At 72.5% G+C, this 20,609-nt stretch carries 17 protein-coding genes; 12 read left to right on the top strand and 5 right to left on the bottom strand.

From position 1 onward, the window contains the following. Positions 1–107 precede the first annotated feature (107 nt). Both IE212_RS33385 and IE212_RS33380 read left to right on the top strand, forming a co-directional pair. The gene (locus IE212_RS33385; RefSeq protein WP_190201745.1) at positions 108–1,724 is read left to right on the top strand and encodes a sensor histidine kinase; all 1,617 of its coding nucleotides are present in this window, start codon (positions 108–110) and stop codon (positions 1,722–1,724) included. Next, positions 1,721–2,377 carry a response regulator transcription factor gene (locus tag IE212_RS33380; RefSeq protein WP_190201744.1) on the top strand — a complete coding sequence of 219 codons (657 nt, stop codon included), beginning with the start codon at positions 1,721–1,723 and terminating at the stop codon, positions 2,375–2,377. Before IE212_RS33385 ends, IE212_RS33380 begins: the two co-directional genes overlap by 4 nt. Positions 2,378–2,400: 23 nt before the next feature. Here the strand turns inward: IE212_RS33380 and IE212_RS33375 are convergent, their stop codons facing one another. Beyond that, positions 2,401–3,042, bottom strand: coding sequence for a phosphatase PAP2 family protein (locus tag IE212_RS33375; protein WP_190201743.1), 642 nt, complete (start codon positions 3,040–3,042; stop codon positions 2,401–2,403). 175 nt (positions 3,043–3,217) lie between these two features. Between IE212_RS33375 and IE212_RS33370 the strand changes: the two genes are divergently transcribed. Further along, complete coding sequence (locus tag IE212_RS33370; RefSeq protein ID WP_190201742.1) at positions 3,218–4,093, top strand: hypothetical protein; 876 nt, start codon at positions 3,218–3,220, stop codon at positions 4,091–4,093. Between the two features lie 95 nt (positions 4,094–4,188). On the opposite strand, the gene disA is transcribed toward IE212_RS33370, so the two are convergent. Then, entirely contained in the window at positions 4,189–5,313 is a 1,125-nt protein-coding gene (gene disA / locus IE212_RS33365) for a DNA integrity scanning diadenylate cyclase DisA (RefSeq protein ID WP_190201741.1), read from the bottom strand. An 81-nt stretch (positions 5,314–5,394) separates the two neighbouring features. After that, positions 5,395–6,804, bottom strand: a complete 1,410-nt coding sequence (gene radA, locus IE212_RS33360; protein WP_190201740.1) for a DNA repair protein RadA — start codon at positions 6,802–6,804, stop codon at positions 5,395–5,397. Positions 6,805–7,000: 196 nt separating this feature from the next. On the opposite strand from radA, the gene IE212_RS33355 reads away from it, so the two are divergent. After that, positions 7,001–8,725: a BACON domain-containing protein gene (locus IE212_RS33355; RefSeq protein ID WP_190201739.1), complete on the top strand. Its 1,725-nt coding sequence runs from the start codon at positions 7,001–7,003 to the stop codon at positions 8,723–8,725. A gap of 12 nt (positions 8,726–8,737) precedes the next feature. Here IE212_RS33355 and IE212_RS33350 read toward each other — a convergent pair whose 3' ends face one another. Continuing rightward, the gene (locus IE212_RS33350; protein ID WP_190201738.1) at positions 8,738–9,538 is read right to left on the bottom strand and encodes a DUF3109 family protein; all 801 of its coding nucleotides are present in this window, start codon (positions 9,536–9,538) and stop codon (positions 8,738–8,740) included. 71 nt (positions 9,539–9,609) lie between these two features. Between IE212_RS33350 and IE212_RS33345 the strand changes: the two genes are divergently transcribed. The 4 genes from IE212_RS33345 to ilvD all read left to right on the top strand — a co-directional run bounded on the left by IE212_RS33345 (position 9,610) and on the right by ilvD (position 14,090). Beyond that, positions 9,610–10,542 carry a Ppx/GppA family phosphatase gene (locus IE212_RS33345; protein ID WP_190201737.1) on the top strand — a complete coding sequence of 311 codons (933 nt, stop codon included), beginning with the start codon at positions 9,610–9,612 and terminating at the stop codon, positions 10,540–10,542. An 82-nt stretch (positions 10,543–10,624) separates the two neighbouring features. Continuing rightward, positions 10,625–11,449 carry a sugar phosphate isomerase/epimerase family protein gene (locus IE212_RS33340; RefSeq protein ID WP_190201736.1) on the top strand — a complete coding sequence of 275 codons (825 nt, stop codon included), beginning with the start codon at positions 10,625–10,627 and terminating at the stop codon, positions 11,447–11,449. Then, complete coding sequence (locus IE212_RS33335) at positions 11,446–12,096, top strand: TetR/AcrR family transcriptional regulator (protein ID WP_190201735.1); 651 nt, start codon at positions 11,446–11,448, stop codon at positions 12,094–12,096. The genes IE212_RS33340 and IE212_RS33335 overlap by 4 nt, the downstream gene beginning before the upstream one ends. A gap of 140 nt (positions 12,097–12,236) precedes the next feature. After that, entirely contained in the window at positions 12,237–14,090 is a 1,854-nt protein-coding gene (ilvD, locus tag IE212_RS33330; protein ID WP_190201734.1) for a dihydroxy-acid dehydratase, read from the top strand. 51 nt (positions 14,091–14,141) lie between these two features. Here the strand turns inward: ilvD and IE212_RS33325 are convergent, their stop codons facing one another. Then, the gene (locus IE212_RS33325) at positions 14,142–16,262 is read right to left on the bottom strand and encodes a serine/threonine-protein kinase (RefSeq protein ID WP_190201733.1); all 2,121 of its coding nucleotides are present in this window, start codon (positions 16,260–16,262) and stop codon (positions 14,142–14,144) included. A gap of 175 nt (positions 16,263–16,437) precedes the next feature. On the opposite strand from IE212_RS33325, the gene IE212_RS33320 reads away from it, so the two are divergent. The 4 genes from IE212_RS33320 (at position 16,438) to proC (ending at position 20,205) form a co-directional block, all read left to right on the top strand. Continuing rightward, positions 16,438–16,746: an SH3 domain-containing protein gene (locus IE212_RS33320; RefSeq protein WP_190201732.1), complete on the top strand. Its 309-nt coding sequence runs from the start codon at positions 16,438–16,440 to the stop codon at positions 16,744–16,746. Between the two features lie 913 nt (positions 16,747–17,659). Further along, positions 17,660–18,505 carry an ABC transporter ATP-binding protein gene (locus IE212_RS33315; protein ID WP_190201731.1) on the top strand — a complete coding sequence of 282 codons (846 nt, stop codon included), beginning with the start codon at positions 17,660–17,662 and terminating at the stop codon, positions 18,503–18,505. Continuing rightward, positions 18,502–19,287, top strand: coding sequence for an ABC transporter permease (locus IE212_RS33310; protein ID WP_190201730.1), 786 nt, complete (start codon positions 18,502–18,504; stop codon positions 19,285–19,287). Before IE212_RS33315 ends, IE212_RS33310 begins: the two co-directional genes overlap by 4 nt. Positions 19,288–19,392: 105 nt before the next feature. Further along, positions 19,393–20,205 (top strand): pyrroline-5-carboxylate reductase, encoded by an 813-nt coding sequence (gene proC / locus IE212_RS33305; protein WP_190201729.1) that lies wholly within the window; start codon positions 19,393–19,395, stop codon positions 20,203–20,205. The last annotated feature ends 404 nt before the right edge of the window (positions 20,206–20,609 follow it).

Here is a 20,609-nt window from a genome sequence, read left to right as displayed (position 1 = left end):
CCGCACGCCGGACGGGCCGGGAAGACGCGTCAGGCCGGCGTGGGAATGGCGAATACCTGACGATCGGCAGCGGTGGCCCCCTTTCCGGCGCTTGTAGCGTCGGGCGGATGGAACGCCCTCGTCCTGCCCGGCTCGGCACGGGCGCCCTGCTCTGGGCCTCCCTCACCTTCCCCGCGCTCACGGCGGACCGCATCGGCCTGAACGAGCCGCGTCCGGCCTGGCAGCAGGCGGTGGGTGTGGCCGTACTGGCCGCTGCGACCGCCCTGTCCCGGCGGCTGCCGCTCGCGGCCTTCGGCCTGGCCGCCGCCCTGGGCCTCGCCGCCGCCCCGGCCCTGTTCACCGTCTCCTACGGCCCGGCCCTCGGCGTGTTCGCACTGCTGCTCGGCCTGCGGGCCCCCCGGGCACGCCTCGCCGTGCTGGCCTTCGTGGCCGTGGGCGGCGCCGCCACCGCGCGGATCGTCCTCATCGGGGTCGATCCGGTTCCCGAGTGGCTCGTCATGACGGGCACGCTGCTCTTCGGCTGCGTCTTCCCCTGGCTCGTCGGGCGTTACTGGCGGCAGAGCCGGGAACTGGCCGAGGCGGGCTGGCTCCGGGCCGCCCGGCTGGAGGACGAACAGCGCCTCGCCGAGGAACGCGCGCGGCTGCGCGAGCGGGCCCGGATAGCCCAGGACATGCACGACTCCCTCGGTCACGAACTGAGCCTCATCGCGCTCCGCGCGGGAGCGCTCCAGGTCGCGCCCGGCCTCGACGACCGGCACCGCGCCGCGGCGGCCGACCTGCGCGCGGCCGCCGCCGACGCCACGGACCGGCTGCGCCGCGTCATCGGCATCCTGCGCGAGGACGACGACGAGCCGCCGCCTCTGTCCCCGGCGGACGAGACCCTGGAGCAACTCGTCGCCCGGGCCGCCGAGTCGGGCCTGGCGGTGCGCTGGGAGCCCACCGGGCACGGCCCGGCCGCACAGCCCGGCGGGCTCGCCGAACGGCTGCTGCACCGAGTGGTCCGGGAGGCACTGACCAACGCGGCACGGCACGCGCCGGGCGCCTCCGTGGTGGTGACGGCGACGAACCAGGGCGAGGGGACGACCGTCACCATCACCAACGGCCCGGCCGCCGAGGAGGTTTGCCGCCCCTGCGGAGGAGGCACCGGCCTGCTCGGACTGCGGGCCGCGGTGACCGGCACCGGCGGCACCTTCGAGTCCGGCCCGCACGAGGAGGGATTCCGGGTCCGGGCGTACGTCCCCGGGCAACGGACCACCCTCACGCCCCAGCGGAACACCGGCCCGGACCAGCGGGCCACGGTCGGACCCCGGCGCCCCGCGGCCGCACCCGTCAGGCACGCCCGCCGCCGCGTGGCCCTCGGCCTCGGCACCGCGGCCGGCGTGGGCACCGTCCTGGTCGGCGCGGCCTTCGGCTGGTACGTGTACGCCGAGACCCACTCGGTGCTGGCCCCCAGCGCGTACGCGCGACTGCGGCCGGGCGTCCCGGCGGCCGAGGCCGAGCGGGTTCTGCCCGCGCGCGACGTGAACGACCCGCCCACCGACCGGGCCCCCGCACCACCCGCGGGAGCCGACTGCCGCTACTACCGCGCGAGCGGTGAACTGTTCGTCTCCGTCGACCACTTCCGGCTGTGCTTCGACGCCGGGCGGCTGGTCGCCAAGGATGTCGTCCCCGGCGTCGGCCGGTCCGGCGAAGAACGAGAAGACCATGAGGAGTCCACACAGTGATCCGCGTCCTGCTGGCCGACGACGAGGCCATGGTCCGGGCCGGGGTGCGCGCCATCCTGGCCAGCGGTGGTGAGACGGAGGTCGTCGCCGAGGCGGGCGACGGGCGCGAGGCGGTCGAGCTGACCCGCGCCCACCGCCCCGACGTGGCCCTGCTCGACATCCGCATGCCCCGCCTGGACGGCCTCACGGCGGCCGAGGAGATCGTACGCGCGGTGCCGGGAACGGCCGTCGCCATGCTGACCACCTTCTCCGAGGGCGCCTACGTGACCCGGGCCCTCGACGGCGGCGCCACCGGCTTCCTGCTGAAGTCCGGGGACCCCTACGAACTGATCGCGGGTGTACGGGCGGTGGCCGCCGGTGCCGCGTTCCTGTCGCCGAAGGTTGCCCGGTACGTCATCGACGAGGGCCTCGGCGGCGGGCGGCTCACCCGTGAGGCACAGGCACGCGGGCGTGTGGCCGGCCTCAGCCCCCGCGAACGTGAGGTGCTCGGCCTGGTCGGTGCCGGACTGTCCAACCCGGAGATCGCCGCTCGGCTGCACCTCGTCGAGGGCACGGTGAAGGCGTACGTGAGTGCGGTCCTGGACCGGCTGGGCGTGCGCAACCGGGTACAGGCGGCGATCGTGGCGTACGAGGCGGGGCTGCTGGAGCCGTGACGAGCGTGGACGACCCGTAGGGGTCAGCGCCGCGCGTGTGCGCCGTACGACGGTACGGGCGCCGGTCCCGGCCCGGTGAACCACCGCACGGCCGGCGCCGACGAGGCACGCATCGCCCCGGCCAGCCGGACGGCCGGGTCCGCGCCGAGCCGCACGCCGACGAGGACGACGAGCGCGCCCAGCCCCAGCCCCGCGACGACATCGTGCGGATAGTGCACGCCGACGAAGACCCGGGAGAAGGCCATGAGCAGGGCGAGCGGGGCCGTCAACCACAGGAGAGCGCGCCGGACCAGAGCAAGGGCGACCGCCGAGGCACCCGCGATCGTGGCGTGGTTGGAGGGGAAGGACCAGTCGCCGTGCGGCGGACACTCCGCCAGGGACGCGGCGGCACCGGCCACCGCCCGGCACGGACGCTCCTGGGCCACGGCCGACTTGAGCAGTTCACTGCACACGTACGCCACAGCCGTGGCCACAGGTGCAAGGACCGCGATCGCGAACGCGCGGGGGCTGCCGCGGCGGGCACGCCACCATCCGGCGACGAACAACGCGACGAACAACAGCAGTCCGGCCTCCGTCCATATCCCGGCCCCGTGCCGTACCCACATCGGGGTGCCGTGGGCGAAGTCGGTGATGTCGCGGTAGAGCGAGGCGTCCTCGAAGTCCATGGTCACGGACGGTAGGTGGGGCGCCGATCCCGTCACACCCAGCGATCGTCGCGTACCGCACCTGACGAAAGTCAGGAGTGAGGCCGCAGTTACCGGCATGATGATCCGGAAAAGTTGTGGCCCCGAACGGCGGGTGGGACAGGCGAACGCGCCGATCTCTCGTAAGGTTTGCGCCGTGGGATCTCTGCGCAATCCGGTCGGTCCGCTTCCCTCCTCCATCTACTGGCGTCGGAGGGTCGTACTGGTGTCCGTGGTCGCCCTGTTGACGCTGCTGATCACCTGGATCGTCACCATGGGTGGCGGTGGCGGCAAGGGGGACGACAACGGAGCCAACGGCAAGAATCCCGCGCCCTCCATCACTCCCGGCCCGTCGGGTTCGGGTCCGGCCATCAGCCAAGCACCCGGCGGACGCGACGAGTCGGGCGACGAGGGCTCGGGCGGCTCGTCGTCCGGCTCCGGAAGCGGCTCGGGCCAGGGATCCGGAGACGGGGGCGGCTCGGGCACCGGGACCGGGGGCGGCTCGGGCACCGGATCCGGGGACGGCTCCGCGGATGGTTCCGGCTCCGGCGGAGCGGGCGGCGCCGGAGGCTCAGGAAGCGGGGTGGGCGGCGTGAGCTCGGCCGACACGCTGCCGGCCGGTTCCACGCTGCCCAACTGCACCGCGAGCGTGGTCAAGTTCAGCCTGCGCAGCCTGCACAACAGCTACGACCCCGAGAAGACGCCCACGTTCCTGCTGACCGCGCGGAACGTCTCGGGCAGCGACTGCAAGATCGATCTCGGGCCGAAGAACGCGGTGTTCACCATCACCCCGGCCAGCACCGACGACGACTACTGGTCCTCCAAGGACTGCCCGAAGGCCGCCGTGCACCAGCTCTACCGGGTGCCCGCGGGCAGCGGCATCACCTACACCCTGAAGTGGGACCGCGAGCCGAGCGCCCCCGAGTGCGGCACGCCTCCGGCGGGCTCGGCCGGGGCGGGCACCTACCTGGTGGAAGCCAAGGCTCCGGGCTTTGCCAAGGTGCAGACGTCGTTCGTACTGAAGGACGACTAGTCGGATCCAGTCCGATCCAGTCCGATCGTCCTCAAGCGCGTGGGGGGTGTTCCCGATCGGGAACACCCCCATGGCGTATCGGCAGCGGCCGAAGGCTAGACGTACCGCTCCAGGATCGACGACTCCGCCAGCCGCGACAGCCCCTCCCGCACACTCCGCGCCCGGGCCTCGCCGACGCCGTCCACCGTCTGGAGGTCGTCGACGCTCGCGGCGAGCAGCTTCTGCAACCCGCCGAAGTGCTCGACCAGCCGGTCGATGATCGCACCGGGCAGCCGGGGCACCTTCGCGAGGAGGCGGAAGCCGCGCGGGGACACCGCCGAGTCCAGCGTCTCGGGCGAGCCGGTGTATCCCAGCGCCCGGGCCACCGTGGGCAGTTCGAGCAGCTCGGCGTGGGTGAGGGCATCGAGTTCGGCCAGCGCCTCGTCGACCGTGCGGGAGCGCTTGGCCGTGGGCTCGGGGACGTAGTCCCGGACGACCAGCTCACGCTCGGGCTCCACTCCGGCGATCAGCTCGTCGAGCTGGAGGGCCAGCAGCCGGCCGTCCGTGCCCAGCTCCACCACGTACTCGGCGATCTCCGTGGCGATGCGGCGCACCATCTCCAGGCGCTGGGCGACCGCCGAGACGTCCCGGACGGTCACCAGGTCCTCGATCTCCAGCGCCGACAGCGTGCCCGCGACCTCGTCGAGGCGGAGCTTGTAGCGCTCCAGGGTCGCGAGGGCCTGGTTGGCGCGGGACAGGATCGCCGCCGAGTCCTCCAGCACACGGCGCTGGCCGTCGACGTAGAGGGCGATCAGCCGCATCGACTGGGACACCGAGACGACCGGGAAACCGACCTGCTTGCTGACCCGGTCCGCGGTGCGGTGCCGGGTGCCGGTCTCCTCCGTCGGGATCGTCGGGTCCGGGACCAGCTGCACGCCCGCGCGCAGGATCTTCGACAGGTCCGAGGACAGCACGATGCCGCCGTCCAGCTTGCACAGCTCGCGCAGACGCGTCGCGGTGAACTCGACGTCCAGTACGAAACCGCCGCTGCACAGCGCCTCGACCGTCTTGTCGGAGCCCAGCACGATGAGACCGCCGGTGTTGCCGCGGAGCACCCGCTCCAGGCCGTCACGCAGGGCGGTTCCGGGTGCCACGGCGCTCAGCGAGGCGCGCATCAGGCTATCGGTACCGGCACTCCCGCCGGACTTTCCGGGAGCCGATGCCCGGTCGTTGGCTGCCACTGCACTCCTCCGGTCGCAGGTTCTTGGGCGCCCCCGTGTCGCGCGCTAGGTTCGCACGGACGGGCGAGACCAGGGCAAAGTCTACCGGCGACCCTCCTCGTCCCGTGGGGCCTCTCGGCGACGGGAGCGCGGAAGGACCCGCAGGGCGTCTCCTATGTCCGCGACTTCCAGGACCTTCATGCCCAGCGGGACCTTGCCGGGGTCGCCCGGGACGAGCGCGTGTGTGAAGCCCAGACGGTGGGCTTCGGCCAGCCTGCGCTGCACCCCCGTGACCCGCCTGACCTCTCCCGCGAGGCCCACTTCACCGATCGCGACCAGGTTCTTGGGGAGAGGTGTGTCACTCGCGGCGCTCGCCAGCGCGAGGGCGACGGCCAGGTCCGCGGCGGGCTCCGAGAGCCGCACGCCGCCCACCGTCGCGGAGTAGATGTCCCTTTTGCCCAAGGCGCTGATCCGGCCGCGCTGTTCCAGCACCGCGAGCATCATCGAGACCCGGGAGGTCTCCAGGCCCGAGGTGGTGCGGCGCGGGGAGGGGATCTGCGAGTCGACCGTGAGCGCCTGGACCTCGGCGACCAGCGGGCGGCGGCCCTCCAGGGTGACGGTCAGGCAGGTGCCCGGGACCGGTTCGGCCCGACGTGTCAGGAAAAGTCCGCTCGGGTCGGCGAGGCCCGTGATGCCCTCGTCGTGCAGCTCGAAGCAGCCGACCTCGTCGGTGGTGCCGTAGCGGTTCTTGACGCCCCGGACGAGCCGGAGCCGGGCGTGCCGGTCGCCCTCGAAGTGCAGGACGACGTCCACCAGGTGTTCCAGCAGGCGCGGGCCCGCGATCGCGCCGTCCTTCGTGACGTGGCCCACCAGCAGCGTGGACATGCCGCGTTCCTTGGAGGCCCGGATCAGGGCCCCGGCGACCTCGCGGACCTGGGCCATGCCCCCGGGCGCTCCGTCGATCTCCGGGGAGGCCACCGTCTGCACCGAGTCCAGGATCAGCAGCGACGGCTTCACCGCGTCCAAGTGGCCGAGCACCGACGCCAGATCCGTCTCGGCCGCCAGGTACAGGTGGTCGTCGATGGCGCCGATCCGGTCGGCGCGCAGCCGGACCTGGCTCGCCGACTCCTCGCCCGTGACGTACAGCGTGCGGTGCTCGTCGCTCGCCGACTTGGCCGCCACGTCGAGCAGCAGCGTCGACTTGCCGACGCCCGGCTCGCCCGCGACCAGCACCACGGCGCCCGGGACGAGTCCGCCGCCCAGTACGCGGTCCAGCTCGGGCACGCCAGTGGAGCGGGCCGTCGCCTGACGGCCGTCCACCTGGCCGATGGGCACGGCGGAGGTGGTGACCCGGCCCGGCGCCGTCGTCCGCACCGCGGGCGCCCCGTACTCCTCGACCGTCCCCCAGGCCTGGCACTCGGGGCAGCGGCCGAGCCACTTCGCCGTCTGCCAGCCGCACTCCGTGCAGCGGTAGGACGGACGGTCCTTGGTGGATTTCGTACGGGCAGCCATGGGCGAAACCGTAGCCGCAGCCACTGACAACGCGGGGACCGCCCGGCACGGCAAGCTGCGCGCCAGGCCCCCGCCACCCCGCGCCAGCGGCGGAACAACTGGTTCCTGTCCCCTATTGAGGGATCGTTTCACCCGTACGGATTAAATACGCTCAAGCCGCCTGAAGGTGCCGCTCCCGGCCCCCTACGGTCGCCGAATGATGAGCAGTACTCCGGAGATCTCGACCCGCACGGCCGGCGCGCACCGGGCGCACCGGGAAGCGCGTGACCACGGGGCGGCACGCACGCTGGTCCAGCGGCCGCCCACGCGCTACGAGCCCTACCTGGACGGCCTGTTCACCTACTGCCTGTCCGTGCTGTGCGACCACGACGCCGCGACCGCCGCCCTGGGCGACGCCCTCGCCCTCGCCGAACGCCGCGGCCGGCACGTCCCCGACGCTCCGGCCGACCGCAGGGCCTGGCTGTACGCGCTGGCCCGCTGGGCATGCCTGCGCAAGCTGGCCGAGGCCAAGCAGAAACGTACGAGCAGCCACGCGGCGGGCCGTACGCAGCGCGCCGACCGGCCGGCCGCCCCCGCGGTCTCCGAGGAGGTCCAGGAGCGGCGGCGGGACGAACTGGCCCTGCTGGCCTGGCCGGAGGCGGCGGGCACCACCCCGGAGCAGCGCGAGGCGCTGGAACTGGCCGTGCGCCACCACCTGGCCGCCCACGAGGTCGCCGCCGTCCTCGGCATGGACCTGGCCGCCACCCGAGACCTGCTCGCCTCCGCCGCCTGCGAGGTCGAACGCACCCGTGCGGCCCTCGCCGTGGTCGAGACCGGCGCGTGCCCGAGCGTGGCCCATCTCGTGGGTGACGACCGGCTCGTCCTCGGCACGGCCCTGCGCCGCGAACTCGTCCGGCACGTCGACGACTGCCCGCGCTGCCGCCGCACCGCCGAGCGCGCCATCCCCGGCCGCTGGCCCGGCACCAGCGTCACCCCCGCCGCGCTGCCCGTCCTGCCGGCCCCCCGCGCGGCCGTCCACGTCGCCATGGCCCACCAGCCGCGCGCGCGTGGCGCCGCGCCCCGTTTCGACCGGCGCGGCTTCCCGATGGACCCCAAGGACCGCGCCGCCCGGCGGGATCGCCTGCGCGCGCGTGCCATCACCACGACCGTCGTCGCCACCGTCGTGGCCGCTCCCGTGCTCGCCCTGTGGGCCGCCTACCGGGGCACCCCGGTCGGCGAGGGCCAGGACGGCCGCTCCGCCTCCGCGCGCGAGGCCGACGACCCGCTCGGCCTGGACGGCGAGATGGCGGGCGGCGGATACGAGAACGCCGGCAACGCGAGCACCAGACCCGGCCCCCGCTTCGGCAAGGACGGCAAGGCCGACGTCTCCGTGGAGGTCATCGGCGTCCCCGGGGCCGGCAAGGACGCCGCCCGTCTGGAGGTCACGGCCGGCAACAGCGGCGACACCACCCTCGTCACCCTCACCGCGACGGGCTCGGCCCCGGTCCGCTGGTCCGCCGCCACGGGAGCCGACTGGCTCTACCTCAGCCAGTCCTCCGGAACCCTCCGGCCCGGCGAGTCGCTGACGATCAAGGTGTACGTCGACCACCTGCGCGAGCCCTCGGGCCCCTGGCGCGCGCGAGTGGCGGTCTCCCCCGTCGGAGCAGTGGTCCACATCGAGGGCTACGGCACTGCGCCCGGCCCCGCAGGCCCCGGCCCCCGCCCCGACCCGCGCCCCACAGAACCGAGCGACCCGCCCTCGTCCCAGCCCGACCCGACGCCCACGACGCCCGCCCCGGACCCGACCACCCCGCCCGCGTCACCCGACCCGGACCCCACCCCCACCGAACCGGTCCCCAGCGACCCGGCGGACCCGGCCGACCCCGCGGACTCGGCGCCACCACCCCCGGACGGCGACGACCCGAGCCCCTCCACGGCGTAGACGGCCGGGGTGTCAGCCGGCCGGATCCGCCGGGTGCGGCGCCAGCAACGGCAGTTGCGAGGCCAGCCGCTCCTCGCAGAGCTCGACCAGCCGGTCGTAGCCGGCCTTGCCCATCAGCTCGATCAGCTCCGGCCGGTAGGAGACGTACACCGGCTCACCCGCGCCATGCGCCGAGGTCGCCGAGGTGCACCACCAGTGCAGGTCGTGGCCGCCCGGCCCCCAGCCGCGCCGGTCGTACTCGCCGATCGACACCTGCAGCACCCGGGTGTCGTCGGGCCGGTCGATCCACTCGTACGTCCGTCGCACCGGCAGCTGCCAGCACACGTCCGGCTTGGTCTCCAGCGGCTCGCGGCCCTCCTTCAGGGCGAGGATGTGCAGCGAGCAGCCCATGCCGCCCGGGAAACCGGGCCGGTTCTGGAAGATGCAGGAGCCCTTGAAGGGCCGGGTCTGCCGGTCGCCGTCCTCGTCCTCGGAGACCCAGCCGTTCCGCGTGCCCTCTGCGTGGTGCTGCCAGATGTCCGGCGTGAGCCTCGCCACATGCTCGGCCACCCGCTTCTCGTCGTCCTCGTCCGAGAAGTGGGCACCCAACGTGCAGCACCCGTCGTCGGCGCGGCCGGCCTGGATGCCCTGGCAGCCGCTGCCGAAAATGCAGTTCCAGCGAGAGGTCAGCCATGTCAGATCGCAACGGAAGACCTGCTCGTCGTCCGCCGGATCAGGAAACTCCACCCACGCCCGAGCGAAGTCGAGGCCCTTCTCGTCGGATTCCACGACGCCCGGTGATTTGTCGCGCTTCGCCTTTTTCGTCTTTGGCACGAGTCCAGAGTACGGGCCTCTTACCCCTACCGAGGACTGCGGACGGAACCGCTGGCAGTAGCGTTCCGTTCATGAGACTCGGTGTCCTCGACGTGGGATCGAACACGGTGCACCTGCTGGTGGTGGACGCGCACCCCGGCGCCTGCCCCCTGCCCGCGCACTCGCACAAGGCGGAACTGCGCCTCGCCCAGCTCCTCGACGGCAGCGGAGCGATCGGCAGCGACGGCGTCGACCGGCTGATCTCGGTCATCCACGAGGCGCTCCAGGCCGCCGAGGACAAGGGCGTCGAGGAAGTGCTGCCGTTCGCGACCTCCGCCGTACGGGAGGCCCGCAACGCCGACGACGTCCTCGCACGCGTGCGCACCGAGACCGGCGTCGAGCTGCAGGTCCTCACCGGCGAGGAGGAGGCCCGGCTCACCTTCCTCGCCGCCCGCCGCTGGTTCGGCTGGTCGGCCGGAAAGCTGCTGGTCGTGGACATCGGCGGCGGCTCCCTGGAGATCGCCTACGGCATGGACGAGGAGCCCGACGCCGTCGCCTCCCTGCCGCTGGGCGCCGGCCGCCTCACCGCCGGCTGGCTGCCGGGCGACCCGCCGGACCCGGACGACGTCCGGGCCCTGCGCCGCCATGTGCGGACCGAGATCGCCCGCACCGTCGGCGAGTTCAGCCGCCTCGGCGCCCCCGACCACGTCGTCGCCACCTCCAAGACCTTCAAGCAACTGGCCCGCATCGCCGGCGCCGCCCGCTCCGCGGAGGGCCTCTACGTCCAGCGCGAGCTCAAGCGGGAGTCCCTGGAAGGCTGGGTCCCGAGACTGGCCGGCATGACGGAAGCGGAACGAGCCGAGCTGCCCGGTGTCTCGGAGGGCAGGGCGGGCCAGCTCCTGGCGGGCGCCCTGGTGGCGGAGGCCGCCATGGACCTGTTCGGCGTGGAACGCCTGGAGATATGCCCCTGGGCGCTGCGCGAGGGCGTGATCCTGCGTCGCCTGGATCACATGGAGTCCGCATAACGGCCCACCCGCCCGTGGCGAACACCACATCGGCCAAGAGGCCCCCCACTCCCTGCCCACCACACCCCGTAATCTGTCCTGCATGGCAGAGCCAGCCGTGAAGATCCCGGACGCGAAGGTCGCGCTCTCGACGGCCTCGGTCTACCCGGAGTCGACGGCCACGGCCTTCGAGATCGCCGCGCGCCTCGGCTACGACGGAGTCGAGGTCATGGTCTGGACCGACCCGGTCAGTCAGGACATCGAGGCCCTGCGCAGACTCAGCGACTACCACCAGATCCCGATTCTCGCCGTCCACGCCCCCTGCCTGCTCATCACGCAGCGCGTCTGGTCCACCGACCCCTGGACCAAGCTCCAGCGGGCGCGTGCGGCGGCCGAGAAGCTCGACGCGAGCACGGTCGTGGTCCACCCCCCGTTCCGCTGGCAGCGCCAGTACGCCAGGGACTTCGTCGCCGGTATCTGGCGCATGGCGGGCGAGACGGACGTACGGTTCGCCGTCGAGAACATGTACCCCTGGCGCTACCGGGACCGCGAGATGCTCGCCTACGCCCCCGACTGGGACGTGACGAACGACGACTACCGCCACTTCACGATCGACCTCAGCCACACCGCCACGGCACGCGCCGACGCCCTCGACATGGTCGACCGCATGGGAGACCGCCTCGGCCACGTCCACCTCGCCGACGGCAGGGGTTCCGCCAAGGACGAGCACCTGGTCCCCGGCCGCGGCACCCAGCCCTGCGCCGAGGTGCTGGAGCGGCTCGCGCTGACCGGCTTCGACGGGCACGTCGTCATCGAGGTCAACACCCGCCGCGCCATGTCGAGCGCCGAGCGCGAGGCCGACCTGGCGGAGGCGCTGGCCTTCACCCGCCTCCACCTCGCCTCGGCGGCGAAGGTGCAGAGGCGATGACGGACCTGCCCCCGGACGGGCCCACAGCCGGCAACGGCACGGCGAGCGGCGCCGCCGCCCGCCGCCGGGGCCGGCCCCCGCGCGCCGAGTCGGCCGACACCCGCGACCGCATCCTGACCGCCGCCCGCGAGGAGTTCTCCGAGCGCGGCTACGAGAAGACCTCCGTCCGCGGCGTCGCCAAGGCGGCCGGGGTCGACCCGGCGCTCGTGCACCACTACTTCGGTACGAAGGAGCAGGTCTTCGAGGCGGCGATCACCCAGTCCTTCGCCCCCGCCGTCGAGGCGCCGAAGGCCATCGAGGAGGGCCCGCTGGACGGCGCGGGGGAGCGCCTGGTCCGCTTCTTCCTCGGCGTCTGGGAGAACCCGGCGACCCGTACCCCCCTGCTCGCCATCGTCCGGTCCGCCGTCACCAACGAAACGGCCGCCGCCGTCTTCCGCCGGATCATCGCCACCCAGGTGCTGCGCCGGATCGCCGGCCGCCTCGACCTGCCGGACGCCGAACTTCGGGCCGAGCTGGCAGCCGCCCAGCTCGTGGGCACCGCGATGCTGCGGTACGTCATCAAGGTCGAGCCACTGGCCTCGGCCGACCCGGAGCTGATCGTCGCGCGGCTGGCACCGGTCGTACAGGGCCACCTCACCGGCCCCTGAGCCCCCAAGACCGCCGTCGGCCGAGACACGCGTCCCGCATTCCGGACACACCGTCCCGCCCACTGGATGACCGGCGTACGCTCGGTAGCAGTCAGAAATCTCCGAACTCTCTGACGCCGTCTCTGAAGGAGCGAGCGACGATGCCCGAGCTGAGGTCCCGCACAGTCACCCACGGCCGCAACATGGCGGGCGCCCGCGCCCTGATGCGCGCCTCCGGTGTACCGGGTGCGGACATCGGCCGCAAGCCGATCATCGCGGTCGCCAACAGCTTCACGGAGTTCGTCCCGGGCCACACCCACCTGCAGCCGGTCGGCCGGATCGTCAGCGAGGCGATCGTGGAGGCCGGCGGCATCCCCCGCGAGTTCAACACCATCGCCGTCGACGACGGCATCGCCATGGGCCACGGCGGCATGCTGTACTCCCTGCCCTCCCGCGACCTGATCGCGGACTCGGTCGAGTACATGGTCGAGGCCCACTGCGCCGACGCCCTGATCTGCATCTCCAACTGCGACAAGATCACCCCTGGCATGCTCAACGCGGCCCTGCGCCTGAACATCCCGACGGTGTTCGTCTCCGGCGGCCCGATGGAGTCCGGCCGCGCCACCCTGGTCGACGGCACGGTCCGCACGCTCGACCTGGTCGACGCGATGTCCGAGGCCGTGAACGAGAAGATCTCGGACGAGGACATCCTCCGCATCGAGGAGAACGCCTGCCCGACCTGTGGCTCGTGTTCCGGCATGTTCACCGCCAACTCGATGAACTGCCTCACCGAGGCCATCGGCCTCTCCCTCCCCGGCAACGGCTCGGTCCTGGCAACCCACACCGCGCGCAAGCAGCTCTACGTCGACGCGGCCAACACGGTCATGGACATCACCCGCCGCTACTACGAGCAGGACGACGAGACGGTCCTGCCCCGCTCCGTCGCCACCTTCGCGGCCTTCGAGAACGCGATGGCCCTGGACATCGCGATGGGCGGCTCGACCAACACGATCCTGCACCTGCTGGCCGCCGCCCAGGAGGCCGGCGTCCCGTTCGGCCTCACCGAGATCGACGCGGTCTCCCGCCGCGTCCCCTGCCTGGCCAAGGTGGCCCCGAACGTCGCCAAGGACCGCACGTACTACATGGAGGACGTGCACCGCGCCGGCGGCATCCCCGCCCTCCTCGGCGAACTGCACCGCGCCGGTCTGCTCAACGAGGACGTGCACGCGGTCCACAGCCCGTCCCTGGCCGACTGGCTGAAGACCTGGGACGTGCGCGGCGGCTCCCCGTCCGCCAAGGCGATCGAGCTGTGGCACGCGGCCCCCGGCTGCGTCCGCTCCGCCGAGGCCTTCTCCCAGTCCGAGCGCTGGGAGGCCCTCGACGAGGACGCCGAGGGCGGCTGCATCCGCTCCGTCGAGCACGCCTACTCCAAGGACGGCGGCCTCGCGGTCCTCAAGGGCAACCTCGCGGTCGACGGCTGCGTGGTGAAGACGGCCGGCGTCGACGAGTCGATCTGGACCTTCGAGGGCCCTGCGGTCGTCTGCGAGTCGCAGGAGGAGGCCGTCGAGAAGATCCTGCTCAAGCAGATCAAGGAGGGCGACGTCGTCGTCATCCGCTACGAGGGCCCCAAGGGCGGCCCCGGCATGCAGGAGATGCTCTACCCGACCTCGTACCTGAAGGGCCGCGGCCTCGGCAAGGCCTGCGCCCTGGTCACCGACGGCCGCTTCTCCGGCGGCACCTCCGGCCTCTCCATCGGGCACGCCTCGCCCGAGGCGGCCGGCGGCGGCACCATCGCCCTCGTCGAGGACGGCGACCGCATCCGCATCGACATCCCGAACCGCACCATCGAGCTCCTCGTCGACGACGCCGAACTGGCCCGCCGCGACCAGGCGCTGAACGGCGTGTACGCCCCGAAGAACCGCGAACGCAAGGTCTCCGCCGCGCTGCGCGCCTACGCCGCGATGGCGACCAGCGCGGACAAGGGCGCCGTGCGGGACGTCTCGAAGCTGGGCTGAGCACTCTCGCAGGGGGCCGCCACAGGCGGCGGCCCCCGCACACCCTCTCCGCTACCAGGCGGACGGATCCCGCCCGTCCACGGCGAAGACGGTGCCGTCCGGGGCACCGGCGTAGACACGGCCGTCCACGAGCACGGGCGCCGGCAGCGCGGCCGGAACCGTGTCCGACCGTTCGCTCAGCCGTGGCGGGGTCTGCCCGACGAGCTTGCCACGCCGGGCATCGGCGGCCAGCAGCCGCCCGTCCGGAGCGGTCACGTACACATGCCGTGCGTCCGCGACCGGAGTGGACCCCCGCACCACGCCCGTCTCCAGAGTCCAGAGCTGCTCGCGCGCCTCCACATCGACGGCGACCAGCGCCCCACCCGTCGCCATCAGATGAACGACATCCCCGCGCACACCGCCCTGGACATCCCGCAGGGGAATCCGCAACGGCACCCGCACCGTCGTACGACCGCCCGGGCTGTACCGGACCACGGCCCGCGCCTCCCCGCTCACGGCGTCCACGGCCACGAACACAACAGCCCCTTCCACGGTTCCGAGCGGCCGCAAGTCCCCCTCCAGCCGCGCGTCCCACCGCACCTCGCCCGTGCCCGGGTCCACCGCGGTGACCGTCGTCCCCGCCCCGTCGCCGGACACACTCGCCGCGTACGCCAGCGGATCGCCCGGGAACGACACGAAGTACGGCACGTCCTGCCCCGGGATCCGGTGACGCCACTTCTCCTCCCCGGAGGCACTGTCCACGCCGGTCACCGTGCCGTCGGCCGCGGTGAGCAGAACCATCCCTCCCACGGCCCGCACCCCTCCCGACATCGACATGGTCTGCCGCCGTGACACGTCACCCGAGTCAGGATCGAGCGCGGTCAGCCGCTGCCCGTGGCCGAGCCCGCCCAGTACCAGCCCACCCGAAACCACCGGAGCCCCGCTCGGCGGCCCGTCGGCGGCCACCCCGTCCAGCGGGTGCTTCCACAGCAGACCCCCGTCCGCCGGATCCAGGGCGAAGACCAGCCCGCTCTGCGCACAGAGCAACTTCCCCTCCCCGTACGAGCACTGCGGGGTGCCCGCCTTGGACGACGCTGTCGCCGCCCACGCCGTGAAGGCGGCCGCCGTGGTCCGCGGGGGGGTCACCCCGGACGCCGGAGGGGGACCACCCGGCCACGACACCGACACCAGCGCACCGGCGACGACCAGCCCGACAACACCGGCCCCGAGAAGCCCCCGCTTACCGATCCGCAGCCGGACCCGCCGCTTCCCACCGGACCGCTCCGCAACCGGCGCCTCCGAAGGGTCCTCGGCCCGCCCCTCGGCCACCCGCCGCTCCGGTATGAACGCCTGCGTGTCGTAGGAAGCCGCCACCGACCGCAGTTCCCGCATCAACTCGTCGGGAGAGGGCCGGTCCTCGGGCTCCTTGGCGAGGCACCGCAGCACCAGCGGCACCAGCTCCTCCGGTACGCCCGTCAGCTCGGGTTCGTCGTGCACGACCTGGTAGGCGACGACATAGGGACTGTCCGAGTCGAACGGCCCCCGCCCGGTGGCCGCGTGCACCATCACAGACCCGAGGGCGAACACATCCGCGGCGGGCCCCACCTCTCTCGGCCGCCGGAACTGCTCCGGCGCCATGAACGGCGGCGTACCGATCAGCTTCCCGGTCTCGGTCCGCAACTCACTGTCCGCGGGCCGGGAAATGCCGAAGTCGATGACCTTCGGCCCGTCCTCGGCGAGCAGCACGTTGCTCGGCTTCAGATCCCGGTGCACGACCCCGACCCGGTGAATGTCGCGCAGCGCCTCCGCGAGCCCGGCCATCAGCCGACGCAACTGCGCCGGAGCCAAAGGCCCGTTCCGCTTCACCTCCTGGGCGAGCGTGGGCCCCGGAATGAACAGCGTGGCCATCCACGGCCGCCCGGCCTCCGGATCGGCATCGACCACAGGCGCCGTAAAGGCCCCGCTGACCCTCCGCGCCGCTCCCACTTCCTGCCGGAAACGCCCCCTGAACTCAGGGTCCTTGGCGAACTCCGCGTGCACGACCTTCACGGCGAGCTTCATCCCGGAGGTACTCCGGGCCAGATGCACCACGCCCATGCCGCCCGAGCCCAGACATGACTCGAGCCGGTAATGACCGGCGTACTCGGGAAGTTCCGCTTCCGGGCCCGCTCCGGCGTTTCGCTGTGGCGCCACTGGGACCACCCCCGTGCTGTTCCTCCGCGCGCGCGACGCACGGAGCCTAGTCGATGACGCGTACGGGACAGAGGCGGCTTGCCAGCCTCCGCAAGCACAGGTGTTTGATCACGTGATTCAGGGGAATCAACGGGGTCCCATGGCAGCCATGGGGTTCAACGGGGGAGGTTTCATCATGTCTGTCGAGCCTGTCGAAGAGGCCCGCGAGCCGCTGGTCACCACACTGGCCGCGGCGGCCACGTACTTCTCGATCGCGCCGGGCGTCCGCGTCAACGTCCGCAGCGGTCCCGGCACCGGCTATCCGATCGTCAAGGTCCTGCCCGAGGGCTCCCGCGTCCAGATCCACTGCCAGTCACCCGGCAGCCTGGTCACGGGCCCGTACGGCACGACGAACATCTGGGACAACATCGCGAGCGGCCAGTACGTGTCGGACGCGTACGTCAACACAGGCAGCGACGGGTACATACGCCCGCGCTGTTCCTAGGCGCACGGCGTAGCCGCTGAGGGCGCTCTCGGCCTCGCTTGAGCAGGGGGGACCTCCATCGCCCCAGCGGCACGACGGCCCGCAGCGGCGGCGGCCGGTTCCAGGTACTCGGCGTTGGTGCGGGGGGCGGGGGCGTTGCGCAGCCCGGCGTTGCGGGGTGCCGCTGCGCCCACCCTCCCCCAAGCTCTCGGCTTCGCTCGAGCAGGGGGACCCCCATCGCCCCAGCGGCACGACTGCCCGCAGCTAGGGCGGCCACGACTGCCCGCAGCGGCGGCCTGCGCTCCAGGCACTCGGCGTGGTGCTGGGGCGGGGGCGTTGCGCAGCCCGGCGTGGCGGGGTGCCGCTGCGCCCACCCGTGCCGCCCAAGCGGCACGACTGCCCGCAGCTAGGGCGGCCACGACGCACCCGCAGCCGCGTACGCACGGAAGGGGACGTGTCGGGGGGTGTCCGCCCGCAGCGGTTGGCGCGTCAACGGACAGTCACTCGTCATCCGACTCCATCGCGCCGTTCCGAGGACGGACACCCCCCGACACGGCCCCGACCCCCCACCCAGCGGCACGCGCAACGCGCACCCCCACCGACGGTGCCCCGAAAACCCACCGCCCAGCTACCCCCCCGTCCCTCTTCGACGCGACCGAGGACCTGGCCAACCGCCCCTCCTCGACTCCCGCGTCGCAGACATCGGCGCCGGCACCGGCATAGCGACCGCCCTCCTGCACGCTCGCGGCGCGCACGTCCTCGCCGTGGAACCCGGCGACGGCATTGGCGGCCCAGTCCCGCAGCGCCCGTTCGACGCCCTCCCCGACGGCGTCGTCGAGGAGGTCTACGACGCGCTCCTCCTGCTCGCCAAGGCCCCGGCTCGACGCCCCCCAACCGCTTGACGCAGACCTCCACCGGGAGCATTATTCATCACATGATGAATAATGCTCCCGGCCCACCACGCCCCACCACCAACACACACCCGCACCCGCACCCCCAACCGCACGCGAACCCCGAACCCGCCGCCATCAACGCCCAGAACCTCACCGTCACCCGCGGCCCCCGCACCGTCCTCCGCAACCTCGCCTTCACCGTCCCCCGCGGCCAGATCACCGGCCTGCTCGGCCCCTCCGGCTGCGGCAAGTCGACCCTGATGCGCGCGATCGTCGGCACCCAGGCCAAGGTCACCGGCACCCTCGACGTCCTCGGCCGACCGGCCGGCCACCCCACCCTGCGCACCCGCATCGGCTACGTCACCCAGGCCCCCTCCGTCTACGACGACCTGACGGTCCGCCAGAACCTCGATTACTTCGCACAGATCCTGGACCCCGGACGCCACGCCACCGACCGCCGCCACGACAACGTCACCCGAGCCATCGCCGACGTCGACCTCACCACCCACACGGACGCCCTGGCCGGCAACCTCTCCGGCGGCCAGCGCAACCGCGTCTCCCTGGCCGTCGCCCTCCTCGGCACCCCAGAACTCCTGGTCCTCGACGAACCGACCGTCGGCCTCGACCCGGTGCTGCGCCGCGACCTCTGGGCCCTCTTCCACGACATCGCGGCGAGCCGCGGCGCCACCCTCCTCGTCTCCTCCCACGTCATGGACGAGGCCGAGCGCTGCCACCGCCTCCTCCTCATGCGCGAGGGCGAGCTCCTCGCCGACGACACCCCGGAGGCCCTGCGCACCCGCACCGGCACCGAAACGGTCGAGGCCGGGTTCCTGCACCTGGTGGACAAGGCGAAAGAGGAAGCCCGCACGAAGGAGACACCCCGATGACCACCACCCACCCCGTGACGGCCACCCCCACCCCGCCCAGGCCCCTGAACGCCTCCCGGACCACCGCCACCGCCGCCCGGGTCCTGCGCCAGCTCACCCACGACCCGCGCACCATCGCGCTGATGATCCTCGTCCCCTGCGTGATGCTGTTCCTGCTGCGCTACGTCTTCGACGGCAGCCCCCGCACCTTCGACAGCATCGGCGCGTCCCTCCTCGGGATCTTCCCCCTGATCACGATGTTCCTGGTGACGTCGATCGCCACCCTGCGCGAACGCACCTCGGGCACCCTCGAACGCCTCCTCGCCATGCCCCTCGGCAAAGGCGACCTCATCGCCGGCTACGCACTCGCCTTCGGCGCCCTCGCGATCGTCCAGTCCGCCCTGGCCACCGGCCTCGCGCTCTGGTTCCTCGGCCTCGACGTCACCGGCAGCCCCTGGCTCCTCCTCCTGGTGGCCCTCCTCGACGCCCTCCTCGGCACGGCCCTCGGCCTCTTCGTCTCCGCCTTCGCGGCCTCGGAGTTCCAGGCGGTCCAGTTCATGCCGGCGGTGATCTTCCCCCAGCTCCTCCTGTGCGGCCTGTTCACCCCACGCGACAACATGCACCCGGCTCTGGAGGCCCTGTCCGACGTCCTGCCCATGTCGTACGCCGTCGACGGCATGAACGAGGTGCTGCGCCACACGGACATGACCGCCACCTTCGTCCGGGACATCCTGATCGTGGCCGGCTGCGCCCTCCTGGTCCTGACCCTGGGCGCCGCGACCCTGAGGCGCCGTACGGCGTAGCCGGCCCGGCACGACATCCCGCCCAGCGGACACCCGGGCCGTTGCCCCGCTCCCCGGTGCGAGGATGGACCCCGGACGACGCACCCTTCGGAGGCACCCCGCGCCATGACCCAGAAAGTCGCAGTCCTCGGCACCGGCAAGATCGGCGAAGCCCTGCTCAGCGGAATGATCCGCGCCGGCTGGACCCCGTCCGACCTCCTGGTCACCGCCCGCCGTCAGGAACGAGCGGAAGAACTCCGCAACCGCTACGGCGTCACGCCGGTCACCAACGCCGAAGCCGCCAAGACCGCCGACACCCTGATCCTCACGGTCAAGCCGCAGGACATGGGCACCCTCCTCGACGAGCTCGCCCCGCACGTCCCCGCCGACCGCCTGGTCATCAGCGGCGCCGCCGGCATCCCCACGGCCTACTTCGAGGAGCGCCTGGCCCCCAACACCCCGGTCGTACGCGTCATGACCAACACCCCGGCCCTGGTCGACGAGGCCATGTCCGTCATCTCCGCCGGCACCCACGCCACCGCCGACCACCTCGCCCACACCGAGGAGATCTTCGGCGCAGTCGGCAAGACGCTCCGGGTCCCCGAGTCCCAGCAGGACGCCTGCACCGCCCTCTCCGGCTCCGGCCCGGCCTACTTCTTCTACCTGGTCGAGGCCATGACCGACGCCGGCATCCTCCTCGGCCTGCCCCGCGACAAGGCCCACGACCTCATCGTCCAGTCCGCCATCGGCGCCGCGACGATGCTCCGCGACAGCGGCGAACACCCGGTCAAGCTCCGTGAGAACGTCACCTCCCCGGCTGGCACCACGATCAACGCCATCCGCGAACTCGAGAACCACGGCGTACGGGCCGCACTCATCGCCGCCCTCGAAGCCGCCCGGGACCGCAGCCGGGCCCTGGCCTCCGGCAACAACAGCTGAAATCCCGGGGGCGGGCAGGACCCGCCCCCGAGTTGACATGCCCAACCCCCATCCGTAGTGTTCTCCGAGTTGCCCGACGTGAGCGCCGACTCCGGTTGGTCCCCGGGCAGCCATCCCGCAAGTACCAAGCACTATTTCGACGCACAGACACGTCTGTCGCCGCTTTATCGGCATGCGTATTTACGGAATGAGGAATCCCCGTTCGAAAGGACGCGGCCCCCGATTGGCTCGGGAGCCGGGGAATCCGCTAAAGTCTCACCCGTCGGAACGGCCCAACGGCCGGGAAGGCAACCCCCTCTGACTGGGAATCAGGGCCGAAAGGATCTGATAGAGTCGGAAGCGCCGGAAAGGGAAACGCGAGAGCGGGAACCTGGAAAGCACCGAGGAAATCGGATCGAGAAAAG

Origin of the sequence: Streptomyces djakartensis, from assembly GCF_014651075.1 — a bacterium.
In the GTDB taxonomy this organism is placed as follows: Bacteria; Actinomycetota; Actinomycetes; order Streptomycetales; family Streptomycetaceae; genus Streptomyces; species Streptomyces djakartensis.
This window is presented reverse-complemented; position numbering and strand designations above follow the sequence as displayed.

What these genes read in the sequence shown, in the direction of transcription:
- IE212_RS33385 (WP_190201745.1), top strand. Translation starts at nt 108, where the DNA reads ATGGAACGCCCTCGTCCTGCCCGGCTCGGCACGGGCGCCCTGCTCTGG.
- IE212_RS33375 (WP_190201743.1), bottom strand. Translation starts at nt 3,042, where the DNA reads ATGGACTTCGAGGACGCCTCGCTCTACCGCGACATCACCGACTTCGCC.
- radA (WP_190201740.1), bottom strand. Translation starts at nt 6,804, where the DNA reads ATGGCTGCCCGTACGAAATCCACCAAGGACCGTCCGTCCTACCGCTGC.
- IE212_RS33355 (WP_190201739.1), top strand. Translation starts at nt 7,001, where the DNA reads ATGATGAGCAGTACTCCGGAGATCTCGACCCGCACGGCCGGCGCGCAC.
- IE212_RS33345 (WP_190201737.1), top strand. Translation starts at nt 9,610, where the DNA reads ATGAGACTCGGTGTCCTCGACGTGGGATCGAACACGGTGCACCTGCTG.
- IE212_RS33340 (WP_190201736.1), top strand. Translation starts at nt 10,625, where the DNA reads ATGGCAGAGCCAGCCGTGAAGATCCCGGACGCGAAGGTCGCGCTCTCG.
- IE212_RS33335 (WP_190201735.1), top strand. Translation starts at nt 11,446, where the DNA reads ATGACGGACCTGCCCCCGGACGGGCCCACAGCCGGCAACGGCACGGCG.
- ilvD (WP_190201734.1), top strand. Translation starts at nt 12,237, where the DNA reads ATGCCCGAGCTGAGGTCCCGCACAGTCACCCACGGCCGCAACATGGCG.
- IE212_RS33320 (WP_190201732.1), top strand. Translation starts at nt 16,438, where the DNA reads ATGTCTGTCGAGCCTGTCGAAGAGGCCCGCGAGCCGCTGGTCACCACA.
- IE212_RS33315 (WP_190201731.1), top strand. Translation starts at nt 17,660, where the DNA reads ATGATGAATAATGCTCCCGGCCCACCACGCCCCACCACCAACACACAC.
- IE212_RS33310 (WP_190201730.1), top strand. Translation starts at nt 18,502, where the DNA reads ATGACCACCACCCACCCCGTGACGGCCACCCCCACCCCGCCCAGGCCC.
- proC (WP_190201729.1), top strand. Translation starts at nt 19,393, where the DNA reads ATGACCCAGAAAGTCGCAGTCCTCGGCACCGGCAAGATCGGCGAAGCC.